The 13,071-nt window shown below is 42.3% G+C and carries 14 protein-coding genes and 1 pseudogene; 2 read left to right on the forward strand and 13 right to left on the reverse strand.

The genetic code is table 11. The annotated features are described in order from the left end of the window. Positions 1-32: 32 nt before the first annotated feature. The 10 genes and pseudogenes from miaB to HMPREF9124_RS06975 form a co-directional block, all read right to left on the reverse strand. Positions 33-1,463, reverse strand: coding sequence for a tRNA (N6-isopentenyl adenosine(37)-C2)-methylthiotransferase MiaB (gene miaB / locus HMPREF9124_RS06930; RefSeq protein ID WP_009427776.1), 1,431 nt, complete (start codon positions 1,461-1,463; stop codon positions 33-35). A gap of 343 nt (positions 1,464-1,806) precedes the next feature. After that, positions 1,807-3,417, reverse strand: coding sequence for an NAD(P)/FAD-dependent oxidoreductase (locus tag HMPREF9124_RS06935; protein ID WP_036597712.1), 1,611 nt, complete (start codon positions 3,415-3,417; stop codon positions 1,807-1,809). Continuing rightward, on the reverse strand, positions 3,410-4,420 hold the full coding sequence (locus HMPREF9124_RS06940) for an aminoacetone oxidase family FAD-binding enzyme (RefSeq protein ID WP_242821571.1): 1,011 nt from the start codon (positions 4,418-4,420) through the stop codon (positions 3,410-3,412). Before HMPREF9124_RS06940 ends, HMPREF9124_RS06935 begins: the two co-directional genes overlap by 8 nt. A gap of 8 nt (positions 4,421-4,428) precedes the next feature. Further along, complete coding sequence (locus HMPREF9124_RS12345) at positions 4,429-4,767, reverse strand: FAD-dependent oxidoreductase (protein ID WP_242821572.1); 339 nt, start codon at positions 4,765-4,767, stop codon at positions 4,429-4,431. 48 nt (positions 4,768-4,815) lie between these two features. Further along, a complete protein-coding gene (locus HMPREF9124_RS06950; RefSeq protein WP_009429699.1) occupies positions 4,816-6,501 on the reverse strand; it encodes a putative polysaccharide biosynthesis protein in 1,686 nt (561 codons plus the stop codon). Continuing rightward, on the reverse strand, positions 6,498-6,995 hold the full coding sequence (ybeY, locus tag HMPREF9124_RS06955; RefSeq protein WP_036597715.1) for an rRNA maturation RNase YbeY: 498 nt from the start codon (positions 6,993-6,995) through the stop codon (positions 6,498-6,500). The genes HMPREF9124_RS06950 and ybeY overlap by 4 nt, the downstream gene beginning before the upstream one ends. Continuing rightward, positions 6,943-7,968, reverse strand: a complete 1,026-nt coding sequence (locus tag HMPREF9124_RS06960) for a PhoH family protein (RefSeq protein WP_009428745.1) — start codon at positions 7,966-7,968, stop codon at positions 6,943-6,945. Before HMPREF9124_RS06960 ends, ybeY begins: the two co-directional genes overlap by 53 nt. Positions 7,969-8,057: 89 nt before the next feature. Continuing rightward, the gene (gene rpsU, locus HMPREF9124_RS06965) at positions 8,058-8,234 is read right to left on the reverse strand and encodes a 30S ribosomal protein S21 (RefSeq protein ID WP_009429204.1); all 177 of its coding nucleotides are present in this window, start codon (positions 8,232-8,234) and stop codon (positions 8,058-8,060) included. Between the two features lie 64 nt (positions 8,235-8,298). Beyond that, entirely contained in the window at positions 8,299-8,799 is a 501-nt protein-coding gene (locus HMPREF9124_RS06970) for a methyltransferase family protein (protein ID WP_009429741.1), read from the reverse strand. Positions 8,800-8,905: 106 nt separating this feature from the next. Further along, positions 8,906-9,799: pseudogene (locus tag HMPREF9124_RS06975) on the reverse strand (IS1634 family transposase); the annotation flags it as partial. Between the two features lie 339 nt (positions 9,800-10,138). Here HMPREF9124_RS06975 and HMPREF9124_RS06980 point away from each other — a divergent pair. Together HMPREF9124_RS06980 and HMPREF9124_RS12945 are read left to right on the forward strand one after the other, a co-directional pair. Continuing rightward, a complete protein-coding gene (locus tag HMPREF9124_RS06980; protein ID WP_175282430.1) occupies positions 10,139-10,831 on the forward strand; it encodes a LacI family DNA-binding transcriptional regulator in 693 nt (230 codons plus the stop codon). A gap of 27 nt (positions 10,832-10,858) precedes the next feature. Then, entirely contained in the window at positions 10,859-11,053 is a 195-nt protein-coding gene (locus HMPREF9124_RS12945) for a substrate-binding domain-containing protein (protein WP_050791206.1), read from the forward strand. 179 nt (positions 11,054-11,232) lie between these two features. Here HMPREF9124_RS12945 and HMPREF9124_RS06985 read toward each other — a convergent pair whose 3' ends face one another. The 3 genes from HMPREF9124_RS06985 to HMPREF9124_RS06990 form a co-directional block, all read right to left on the reverse strand. Next, positions 11,233-11,688, reverse strand: a complete 456-nt coding sequence (locus HMPREF9124_RS06985; RefSeq protein WP_009428305.1) for a GntR family transcriptional regulator — start codon at positions 11,686-11,688, stop codon at positions 11,233-11,235. 64 nt (positions 11,689-11,752) lie between these two features. Further along, a complete protein-coding gene (locus HMPREF9124_RS12950; protein ID WP_083816307.1) occupies positions 11,753-11,986 on the reverse strand; it encodes a GntR family transcriptional regulator in 234 nt (77 codons plus the stop codon). A 238-nt stretch (positions 11,987-12,224) separates the two neighbouring features. Beyond that, the gene (locus tag HMPREF9124_RS06990) at positions 12,225-13,064 is read right to left on the reverse strand and encodes a hypothetical protein (protein ID WP_009428841.1); all 840 of its coding nucleotides are present in this window, start codon (positions 13,062-13,064) and stop codon (positions 12,225-12,227) included. Between the last annotated feature and the right edge of the window lie 7 nt (positions 13,065-13,071).

A 13,071-nucleotide genomic window follows, 5' to 3' on the forward strand; every position in this document is an offset into this window, starting at 1 on the left:
TATTTCCTATAAAGCTATTTCCTAAAGATAAGTTAAACTACACTCCCGTAGTAGTAAAAGCCCATCGACTTTTCGAGCTTTACCGGAACAATCTCTCCAAGCAGTCGCTCTCCTCCTTCAAAATGCACCAAAATATTGTTTTCCAAGCGTCCTGTCAGCATATTCGTTTCCGTATTGCGCTCTTCCACAAGGACTTCCATAACCTTACCGAGGTCCTTTCCTTCGCGCTCTTTGGAGGATTCTCGCACGGTATCGAGTAATCTCTGAAAACGCTCCGCTACAATCTTTTCATCCACCGCATCCCATTTCGCTGCAGGCGTTCCGGAACGCTTCGAGTACTGGAAGGTAAAGGCGGAGTCAAACTTTGCCTCTCTCACAACATCCAGAGTATCTTGGAAGTCTTCCTCCGTCTCTCCCGGAAAGCCCACAATAATATCCGTGGTAAGTCCAAGCTCCGGAAGTCTTTCCTTAATTTTACGAAGTAAGGAGAGATAAGATTCCTTCGTATAATGCCGGTTCATTCTTTTTAAAATGTTCGTGGAGCCCGACTGTAAGGGCAGGTGAATATGATTACAAATATTCTCATTTTCCTGTATTACGGAAAGAAGTTCTTCCGAAAAATCCTTCGGATTTGGCGTCATAAAACGAATTCTCCGAAGTCCCGGAATCTTTGCGACCTCGCGAAGAAGTTCCGGAAAGGAAAGCTCTTCTTCCCTGTCTAGGCCGTAAGAGTTTACGTTTTGCCCAAGCAGCATAATTTCCTTCACGCCGTCCCGCACTAAAGCCTCGCATTCCTTCACGATTTCCCTCGAATCTCTGGATTTTTCTCTTCCGCGCACATAAGGCACGATACAGTAGGTACAGAAATTGTTACAGCCGAAGCTGATATTAACAGACGCACGGAAGGGATATTTCCGCTTGGAAGGAAGATTTTCCACGATAAGACTCGTATCCTCCCAGGTTTCCACCTTTCTCTCCTTGGAAATCAAAGCCTCCAAAAGAAGCTCAGCAAGCTTATAGATATTGTGCGTACCGAAAATAAGATGCACATAAGGATATTTCTTTTGAATGGTTTCCACCTCGTCCTTTTCCTGCATCATGCACCCGGTAATCCCGATTACCATGTCTTTATTATTTTTATATAAATGCTTTAACTGCCCGATTCTGCCATAGAGCTTCTGGTTGGCATTTTCCCGGACGGTACAGGTCGTAAAGAGAATCACATCCGCTTCCTCTTCCGACTCCGTACTCTGATAACCGGCCTCTTCTAAAATGCCTTGCAGCTTTTCTCCGTCCTTTGCAGACATCTGGCATCCTATCACCGAGACCATGGCTTTCGCCTCATATCCTTCGCCTTTCTTCATCTCCACAAAAGAACGAAGAGCCTCTATAAAATAAAGTTGCCGAGCCGGCTCCTCCTTCGGCGCATTTCTCTCTATCTCCTCAAAAACCATATACTTCACTAAATTTCCTCTCTATACTCTTACGGGCTTATAAAAATTGGATATAAACAATAGAACTGAATCTTTTCTTTGTTTGTGGATATGGGAACAAGGGGTAATCTGAGCCCGCCGGTACTTGCGAAAAACAAAGGTACTGCAGTTTTTCGCTTAGTACTGCTACAAGGACAAACTTTTCATCAGAAAAGTTGTACTGTACAAGACCAACTTCCTTCGGAAGTTGCTTTGCGTAGCAAAGTGAGCAATGGGCTACCGAGCCCATGCTCAGTCAGGCGAGGTTAGCGAGAGCGTGCCCCTGTTACCATATCCACAAACAAGAAATATATCCGTTATTGATATCCATTTTTTACCCCTGCTTATCATAAGACAAAATCAAACTTTCCGCTACCTTTAAGCCGTCCATTGCGGCACTCATGATTCCTCCGGCATATCCCGCACCTTCTCCTGCAGGATAAATCCGCCTTCCCATAGTGCTGTAGTCCTCTCCCCTAAGAATACGAAGCGGAGAAGATGTGCGGCTTTCAACACCGTAGACCAAGGTATTTCCCTTGGAAAAGCCCTTGATTTTCTTTTCGAAGGCTTCCATGGATTCCACAAAATCCTCCTCCAAATGACTTAATTTCGGGTAGTTTTCCAACCGGAACAGGGGCGAAATATCACATTCCTCTCCCTGCCCTTTCAGCATAAGGGTTTGTGTTCCCTCTTCGCTTGCGACATTTTTAATTCTGTCGTACCTACTGTAAGGAACTTTTCCTCCAGCTAAGCGAAAGGCCTTCTTTTCAAAGTCTCTTTGCAAAGCAATTCCTGCTAAAGGATCTGCTTCTCCCCCGTATTCTTCCTTAGAAACTGAAAAAATAATTGCCGAATTGGCCTTTCCGCTATCTCTACCGCTATAGCTCATCCCGTTCACGCAAAGCCCGCCTTCTTCCGAAGAGGAATTTACGACATAGCCTCCCGGGCACATACAGAAGCTGTAAAAGGAACGGTTATGCTTTGTGTGATGACTGATTTTATAGCTTGCTGCGCCAAGCAGTGCTCTCGTCTTTTCATCTATTTCCCCGTATAGCGCAAGGTCTATATCCTTTTGCTCATGCTGCACACGAAAGCCCATTGCAAAGTCTTTCGCAACCATGGGATACCCAAGCGTATGAAGCTCGCAGAAGCTATCTCTTGCACTATGCCCTATGGCAATAATGAGCGGTCTTTTTTCATGCTTTTCAAAATGATATTGGCTCTCAAAACGGACTTCTCCACCCAAGCTCTCTATTTCCTTTCGAAGAGAGGCCACAATGGAAATCAGGGCATCTGTTCCGACATGAGGCTTTGAATCGTATAAAATCTCTTCCTTTGCACCGTAATGAACAAAAGTTTCCAAAACAAAACGAGAGCGGCCGCAGCTGTCCTTTACCAAGGTGTTCAGTTTTCCGTCCGAAAAGGTACCGGCTCCTCCCTCGCCAAACTGCGGGTTGGAATTTGGATCAAGCTTTCCTTCCGTCCAAAGCCTTGTGACCGCTTCCTGTCTTTTTTCTACAGCCTGTCCTCTCTCATAAATGATGGGACGAAGCCCTGCTCTTGCAAGGAGGAGTCCGGCAAACATGCCGGCAGGTCCGAAGCCGACAATCACAGGCCTGTTTTCTTCTTTTTGAAAATACTCTTCCCGCGCTATTCCCTCTATTTCCAAGGGAAGCTCCGGAGCTTTATAGCGCACCGGTGCTGTGAGAACGATATCCTTCGAGCGAAGCTTTTTCACAAGCTTCTCTTCATTTACCCCTTTTAAACTGAGATAAACCGAATACACAAAGTAAAGCTTCGGTTTTCTTCTGGCATCAATAGAGCGTCTTTCAATCAAAAAATCGGAAATCACGGAGCAGTCCATATGTAATAGCTCCGCAGCCGCTTTCTTAATTTCCTCTTCTTTATGAAAAAGCTCCATTTTTATTTGCGAAATTCTAATCATTTCTTCTCCCCATTGCTCTGCCCGAAAGGATTCCCGAGCCAAAGGCAAAATGCAGGTTATAGCCCCCACAGAGTCCGTCTACATCCAGGATTTCTCCCGCAAAATAAAGCTTCGGGCAAAGCTTACTCTCCATCGTATCGGGATGCACTTCCGAAACGGAAATTCCTCCCGCAGTACACTGCGCCTTAGTAAAATCCGCTATTTTACTTGCTTTAAAAGGAAAATGAAAAAGCAGCCTGCAAAGCTCTCCGATTTTCTCTTTGGAAATCTCGGAAAGCGTTTTGTCTACGGGTAATTGTGCTTTTTGGAATAGAACGGACACAAGCTTATCCGGAAGGAGTGCTAGGAGAAAATCTCTTCCATATTGCGCGCTTCTTTCTTCCTTTCTTTTCAGTAAAAAGCGAAGGAATTCCTCTTCTTTAAACTCCGGAAAAAAAGAAAGAGAAAGCATCGCCTTTCCGTTTTTTTCCAAAAGCTCATGCACCAAGCGACTGCATTGAAAAACCACAATGCCGGAAATTCCGTATTCCGTGCATTGCAATTCCCCTCTATCTTTAAAAAGAAGCTTCTCTCCCTCAAAAAGACTCAGCTCCGTATCCACTCGAACACCGGCCCAAGCTTTTACAAACTTCTCTTCCGTATAAATCGGGCAAAGACTCGGAAAAGGGCTAAGTACCGTGTGTCCTAGCGCTTCCGCAAAACGATACCCCTCTCCGGTAGAACCCGAGCTTGGCATTGCAAGTCCACCTGTGCAAAGTAAAAGTCTCTTTGCTTGAATCTTAAAAATTCTTTCTTGCTTTACATCTTTTTCCGCTTTGGAAGCCTTCTCTTCCTTTAAAAATTTCTCTTTTCCAAAAGCTTTCCCCGGCTTTAAATCCTTCTCTTTTTTTAGCTCTTCTGCTATACAACAGCTTACTTCAAAAAGAGGATTCTCTTTCTTTCCACTATTCCGAATGGCCTTTACTTCCGTAGAGCACATCAGCTCTACACCTAATTCTCGCATTGCATTTTTCAAAGAAAAACCAAAGACTTCGCTTGGTCGGAGTGCGGATAAACATAGTCTCCTCTTAGCTTCTCCAAAACACCGACAGAATGGAAAAAGCGGAGGCTGTCCTCATAGGAAAACTGTTTTAAAAAAGCCTCAATAAAAGTAGGAGATTCCGAACGAAAACAAGAGGCTTGCATATTCCGATTCGTAAAATTACATCTGCCGTTTCCCGTCTGCTTAAGTTTCTTCCCTAAACAGTCATTTTTCTCAATAAGAAGAACCGACTGCGCGCCGGAACGCTTCGCAGCAATCGCTGCCGCCATTCCTGCCGCTCCTCCTCCGATTATCACACAGTCCTGCATCTCCACTCTACTCTACTCCATTCTATTCCATTCCTTATCCTTCCATTTTTACAGGAAGCGCTTCAGTCTTCCGCCCATCGGCATTTCATCCAAATCTTCCCTTGTCAAAGTATGGCTTTTTAAAAGAAGGAAGAAGTAAATCAAAATGGCGATAAAAACAGCAGGAAGAAGAGACAGAGCCGATCCCACTCTTCCCTTTCTTAAGCCTTCCGGAAGGACAATATGAATCACAAAGTAAATCACATAGGCTGCACCGCCCATAATCAGGCCCGAAAGCATCGGCATCACAAGACTTCGGAAGAGGTCAATCCGAAAACGGGTATGCCGGAAAATAGCTCGCTGATTTAAAAAACACATAATCAGTGCAAAAACAATATTCGATAAAACGACGCCATAGATTCCAAGACCCGCATAGAGGAAAAGCACCAGGGATACAAGGTGTAAAACGAGGGCAACCATGGAGTGATAAAGAGGCAGATTCAAGTGCCCGAGTCCCTGTAAAATCGCATTCGTAATCGTGGAAAGCGAGTAAAGCAGTATGGCAAAAGAGCCGACTCTTGTAAGCTGAATTAAAAGATGCACATTTTTACCGGGGAAAAGCATACGGGAAAGCGGATCAGCCAGCACGGCCATACCGATGGAACAGGGCACGGCAATGAGAAGGGTAAAGCGAATACTTACCCGAATCTGAGTCAGCGTTTTCTTTCTGTCGTGAGATGCCACCGCCATGGTAAGAGCCGGTATCAAAGACGAAGAAAGCGCATTCGCCAAGGCAACAGGAATATTAAAGAGCACATGATACTCTCCAAAAATTCCCCATTCCATGACAATCTGCTTCGTTTTTGAGCCGAGACTTGTCATAATAGAGGAATAGAGAAAATCATCCAAAACGGAAGAAATATTGTAAACCGTACTGGAAAAAAGAATCGGCAGCATGGTAAAGAGAAGGAGCAGTGCTGAGCGCTCATAGCTCTCCGTAAGCCCCTCGTCCCGCTTCGCCTTTCTTCTTAAGGCAGGGCTCTGATAGCGGTATAAGAGAAACATAAAGAGTAGGGCCAGTCCCGCACCCGCACCGGTGCCGATTGCGCCTCCCATTGCCCCGTAGGCATAGGAAAACTCCGTATTTTTATAGAGTAAATCCGCCTGCTGTCCTTTGGCAAATAAAACATAAGCCATTAAAACGGAAACGATGGCATTCGCAATCTGCTCCAGAATCTGAGAAATGGCAGTGGGAATCATATTTCCCATACCCTGAAAATAACCGCGAAGGAGTCCCAAGTAGGCCATAATCCAAACGGTCGGGGCTAAAGCGCGAAGCGCAAAGGCCGCATAAGGCTTCTTTAAAAGCTCCGCAATCCCGTCCGCTCCGAAGAAAAGAACCGACGCCATAACCGCCCCCATTAAGGAGGAATACAGGAAAGAAACGCGAAGCACACGCTCCGTGTTTCTGTATTGTTTTTTGGCTAAATTTTGAGAAATCAGCTTGGAAATTGCCGTAGGCATAGAATAGCTGGAAAGAATGAGGAGCAGAGTATAGATAGAAAACGCGGAGGTATAATACCCGTTTCCTTCATCGGAAATAATCGCCGTCAAAGGAATACGGTAAACCATTCCAATGATGCGGACTAAAATCCCCGCTACGGCAAGAAGGGAGCCTTGCAGTACAAAATTATTCCTATGTCCTGTAGCCTTAGAAGAAACTGTCGCCTTAGAAGAAACTCTTCCCTTACTCATCTTAGATACCCTCTGTTTTGTAAAATCGCTTCCTGCTTCTCTTCCATTTCCTTTCGCTCCTCCTCTTCCATGTGATCAAAGGAAAAGAGATGCAGCATGGAATGGGCAATCAAAAAAGCAAGCTCTCTCTCTACACTGTGTCCATATTCTTCCGCCTGCGAAAGTACCCTATCCCAGTTGAGAATAATGTCTCCAAGCAGAAGCTCACCACTGTCCGGATCAAAGTTACCAGGATCCTCTTCCAGTTCCTCCGTAAAAGCTCCGGGACTCTCCAGTTCGAACATCGGAAAAGAGAGGACATCGGTAGACTTATCGATTCCCCTGTTTTCCAGGTTGATCCTGTGCATTTCCTCATCCTCTATAAAAAGAACAGAAACGGAAATATCATAGGGGCAGCCGACAAAATCCGCCGCCTCTTCCACGATTTCTCTCGCAATCTTCTCATACGGAACGCTTGTTTCTTTCCCTACTTCCCACTCTATGTCGATTTGCATGGTTTTCCCTCTTTTTTCTCTCCTCATCCTTCTCGTAGGCATTGACAATTCTCTGCACAAGAGGATGCCTTACCACGTCTTCGCTGGTCAGCTCCGAAAAGGCGATCCCTTCCACATTTTTCAAGATAAACATGGCATCTTCCAGACCGGAACGCTTTCCCTCTTCCAGGTCCTTCTGTGTAAGGTCACCCGTTACAATGACTTTTGAGCCAAATCCGATTCTGGTTAAGAACATCTTCATCTGCGCAGGAGTGGTATTCTGCGCCTCATCGAGGATGATATAAGCGTTATCCAGCGTTCTTCCTCTCATATAGGCAAGAGGAGCCACTTCAATGAGCCCCTTCTCGGCATTTGCAAGGTACTGCTCCGGCCCCATGATATTATAAAGGGCGTCATAGAGCGGACGAAGATAAGGGTCCACCTTCGACTGCAGGTCACCCGGTAAGAAGCCGAGCTTCTCTCCCGCTTCAATCGCCGGTCTTGTCAGGATAATACGGGAGACCTCTTCCTCTCTAAAGGCGGTAATCGCCATAGCCATCGCAAGATAAGTCTTTCCCGTTCCGGCGGGCCCTACACCAAAGGTAATCATATTTTTCCGAATCTTATCGACATAGGACTTCTGCCCCAAGGTCTTCGGCTTTACCGGCTTCCCAAGAGCGGTTCTTGCCACGAAATCCTCTTCCAGTTGTAAAAGCTGCTCCGCCTTCCCCTCCTTTATGGTAAGGGAAATGGCATAGTCCACATTTTGCTCGGAAATCCGATTCCCTTTTTCGGATAACTTTAAAAGGGAAAGAAGAACCTCTTTTGTCTTTTCCGCATTTTCTTCTTCCCCAATAATCTTTAATAAACCGTCCCGGTCAATGATGTTCACCGAAAACTGTCTCTGTAACTTCCGTAAATACTTGTCCATATCCCCCAGGATATTCATTTCATGCTCTAAGGGGATGTCTAAAATCAGTTCTTTCTCTGCCATTACACTCCTTCATGGAAGGAAATAGCCCCAATTCAAAATGAATCGGGGCTATCTCTACGCTATAAACGAGACCAATAGCCTCGCATGATTTAATTGAACTTACGCTTTCTAGCCGCTTCAGACTTCTTCTTACGTCTAACGGACGGCTTCTCGTAATGCTCTCTCTTACGAATTTCTTGCTGGATTCCTGCCTTAGCACAGTTTCTCTTGAATCTGCGTAATGCACTGTCCAAAGACTCGTTCTCTTTTACGATAACACTTGACATGCGAACTCCCAAACCTCCCTTCGGGCACAAACTACGCTTTATTATAGCAAAATTTCCCTTTAAGTCAAATGATTTTTTTACATGGTAGCAGTCTGTTCACCTTCTTGCAGTAATTCTCATATTCTTCCCCGAAAAGTTCCCTAAGCCACTGCTCTTCCGTTCTCTTTAAAACCACAGTTAAAAGAATCCATTGAATCGGAATAAGAGGAAGTGTCCAAAGGTTGTGGAAAAGAAGCAAAATCCCGATTAAAACAAACCACCATCCCGTATACATGGGGTTTCTTGTCCATGCGTAAATTCCGTCGGTTTTCAGTCTGTTTTCCTGAATATACCTATCCACATCGGAATGCACTGCTCCGAAAAACCAAATCAATAATCCCGAGGAAATCAATAAAAATGCGACAAAATAAAACAAAAGCTTTCCCGACCCATTCACCGTTCCTCCCGATAAGACGGTAAAGGATAAGATGATTCCCAGTAAAGAAAGAAGGGCAACGGCCAAAATCAAAAACGGTCCTATGCCGTAAAGAGGCATTTTCTGATGTTCATTACAATAATTTTTCATACGACGATTCTCCTATAAGGAGAGTTTATAACGACTAACCATAGAAAACAAGCAACAAAGTTCCTGAAATCGAGATATTTCACACTTAAAAGACGCACGACATCCTGGATTGTGTTGTGATGAAACCACGATTCCCCTTGGAGTTATATCTACGATTGAATAAGGCTGAAAGCCCTGCATCCGTACATACGACCAGTCTAGTCAAGGAAAAATCTTCAACAAGCTTTTTTTCCAAAGGAACCATTGTTGTTTGTTCATTAGTATTTCCGGGATTGACACTGAAGGCAAGAGGAATACCATCACTGTCCATAAAAAGTCCCATCTGAACAATGGGAAGAGGCCGGTTTTCTTTATAGGCCCAATACTGTTTTAATCCATCTGCTTGCTTAAGCTCAAAAAAGTAGTTGGTGCAGTCATAGTAAATCACTCCGGTTATTCTTTTTGAAATCTTTAAGCTGTTCCGATAAAGTGTGGACTGAATGTAATCCGACTCTTCATTAATGATGGATAGGGAACGGTAAATATCTTCGAGAGAAAAATCCGGTTTTTCTATGAATCTTGAAGAAAGAGCGAAGGAAGATAGTTTTGAAGAAGGATAAAGGATTCTTGCATATAGCAGCCTTGAAAGAATTGAATTGAGGTTGTACTTAAATCCATGCTTTCTGACAATAGCTTTGCAAATCTTATCAAACCCCAACTGACAATAAATATCCTGTAGGAAAAGATAGCCTCCATTGAAGAGCCTCTGATCGTTCTGAGTAAGATGAATTGAGGGATCAAACGAGATCTCAATAGGTTTATTCATTTCAGCATTCTTATTTAAATTGGCGACGTATTCTCTTGCCCATGCAAGAGCATCAGAAACACCATGCTTTTTACAGATTTCTTTTTCGTTTCCTAATTTTTCGACGGTTACAGTCGTACGTTTTTTATTGATATAAGCAGATTTAATAACAGAGTAAGAAACTGAGTGAGCAGATTTAGTGGCTCTAAGTCTCATAGGCACCTCCTTTAAAATAAATTATATTATACCACGATACGTTTGCGTAAAAAAATAGAGGCTTTTCAAGCCTCCCGATACTGTTTATGTTATTTTAGATGTCAAAGTTCCGATAAACAGGAACGTATCTGGACTATTCAGAAGTTTGTTCAGTACGTAAAAGAGTTGGAAAAAATAAAATAGTGGCAATTTATAGAAAAATAACCCTATTTTTACTAAAGTGAAAAATCCTTGAAAATTCTTATTGCTTAATTAGTAAGAAATATATGCTATAACAGCAAAAAGCAATACTAAAAAAAGTTGGGAGTAATGCTTTACGAAGCATTGTATACGAGCGGTATGGATGAGTTTATTAAGGGTAAGCATAATTTTGTAAATATTCGACAGGGTGCAAAACTTGCGGGGGTTTCAACAGCGACTGTATCACGCGTTATGAATCATCCGGAGAAATGTCGTGTGGAGACGGTAGAAAAGTTCAAAAGCATAATTGACGAGTACAATTATGTGCCTAATGAAAATGTACAGTCGCTCATTGGTGGAGTATCAAATACTCTTGCTATCTTTATTCAAAGTATTGATAATCCTTTTTACAGTAAATTAATAACGGCTATTGATGAACAATGCTTAAAAAATCGCTATACCTTGATGATTTGTAATACACAAAATGATATTGAGAAAGAAAAAACCTATAGAGACTTTTGCTTGGCGAAACGATGTAAGGGAATCATTGTTACAGAGGGAATTTCGAATAATCTTTTTGAAAATATGGACATTCCACTGGTTTGGGCGGATCGTTATGATGCTCAAAAATCTCCATTTGTTACGAGTACAAATTATGAGAGTTCAATAGAAGTAGTGCGTTACTTATATAATTTAGGGCACCGTAAAATTGCTTATGTTAGAAATAGCCTTGATTTGCAATCTATCGAGAAAAGATTTAAAGGGTATAAAGATGGCCTTGAACAGGTGGGGGTATCATATGACCCACAGTGTATTTATAATAAAAAGGGGGAGTTGGCACCGTCATTATGAGAAAAAGCAATACGACATTTCCTGAGAATGACGGACTGTCCTACTGCTATCTACTGTGCAAACGATATGGTTGCCTTGGGAGTAATAAATGAAGCTAGACGATTGGGAATTCAAGTCCCTAAAGAATTATCGGTTTGCGGCTTTGATTACGGTGTAAAATATTTCAAAAAGAAAACGAATCATAAGAAGAGAATTCTGCAATATTGCGGAATTTTTTTTTGAATTTTTGCAAATAGCCATAGATCATGTATAGCAAAAAATTCGCCTTCTTTTCGACGGATTATTCTTTTGGGAAGAATTCGGATTGAAAAATAGAGTAGTATACAAAGGCTAATAGGACAAAACGTGTTGATAAAAACCGCTCTACAGCCGGATAAATAAAGGCTGTAGAGCGGTTTAATCTACCTTGTGAGGAAAGCGGAAAAATAATAGGAATCTCCTTTGTAGTATCCATCCACGTAATACAGGGGAGTGCCATTTTCCAGATGTGCTAGACAATGCATATGAAGCACAGTTCCACTTTTACTAATATCTAAGGCTTTTTGGACAATCTTACTGGGCTTTTCTGCCTCTAGTGTGATTCTTCCTACACCGATTTTTAGATGATATATTCCTTCGTAAATTTGGTATAAGGAGCTGGTTTCGTCTAGATATTTGTAGATTTCGGGGCATATTTTATATGGAATGTAGCTAATCTCCAAAGATATAGGATTTCCATCACCTTTTCGAATTCTTTCAATTCGATAAATTTTTTCGTCGTCTTTAAGATTTAAAACCTTTTGATAAGGAGAATCTATAGCTTCTGACATTGTACAAGAAATCATTTCAGAAGAAGGAGTAATTCCTCTTGCTTTCATTTGCTCCGTGAAACTCTCGAGGTGAGCTAAAGAATAATCGTGTTTCTTTTTTGCACAATAGTACCTAAAGATTTTTTCTTTTAATATATCCCTCTGCTTCTAATTTTGCCAAGGCCTTTCTCAATGTATCTCGGCTTATGTTAAATCTATCTTTTAGTTCATTTTCATTGTCCAACTTATCGCCGGGGTTTAGTTTGCCCGATTCAATGTCGTTTTTTAATGTTTGATATATCTCCTGATAAAGATACTTTTTTTTTCTTTTGTGTTCAAAACAGGACCTCTTGCTAACTGCGTAAATATATTTCTGGTTTTATATATTAGTATATGAAAATAAATAAAGTCTTGAATTGGGCTATATAAAAGCTTATAGCCCAATTCAGTTTCATGATTATTTTACAATTAGATAAAGGGATTTAGCAAGAATGAAAACTAAATCCCCTTTGGATATATAAAATTTTTTGATTATTGGTAAATTACTTTGCTGTGTATAGCGCGTAATGCTAAGCTGAATAGCTGACTATGTGTTGTTTTATAAATCATGCATTTAAAAAGCTGGTTACTGCCTGTGAAACTGCTTTTCCGGCCATTTTATCAATGGAGGTTCCAATGACAAGAATATTTACACCGGTATCTTTGAATGCTTGGAAATTATCCAGATTAATGCCTCCTTCTGCTAATGTTGGAACACTCACTGCTTGTACCAATGCTTCAAGACGTGCCTTCAGCTGAGGGTGAATCTGTCCGGCTTCAACACCTTCATAGCTCATGCCGGTCATTAAGCCAATCATATCTACTCCAATCTGTTCCATTTTTTTGGCTGTTTTAGCGACCTCTTCGGGTGATTCGGCAGGGATACCGAACATGTGACGATCAGTTGGAAGTCCAATATATGCATCGACACATAGTCCATAATGATGAGCTTTTTCAACAATTGTTTCTAGATCTTCAAGGCTGGATTTATGAGTGTGAAGGCCGTCAGCTCCGGCGAGAGCCATTTTCATAAAATCATCGTCAGTGAGAGGGGTGGGCATGGTTTCGGTGAAACCGCCGGGGATACCAACTGTTATATAGATATTTTCGCCAACAACATTGCGAACTCCACGTGTAACTTCAGCCATCTGCTCTACTGAAATTTCATGGCGGATTGCTTCTGCCTCGTGCATACTTGTCACTCCTTTATGGCCGCGTGCCAAAGCAAGAGCCGGATGGTTGGGTTCCAGCATTTTTGCACCGGCATCAACTGCTGCTTTTGCCATACGTGCATCATCACCTGTGATTCCGGTACTTAAGATAGTGTGTCCTTTTCCTTCCAAGATAGCTTGCTGTACTTTTTCTTTTGCAAATTCCATTTTTCTTTTCATATCATTTGTAATCATAATTCAC

The organism is Oribacterium sp. oral taxon 108 str. F0425 (assembly GCF_000214455.1).
GTDB lineage: Bacteria > Bacillota > Clostridia > Lachnospirales > Lachnospiraceae > Oribacterium > Oribacterium asaccharolyticum.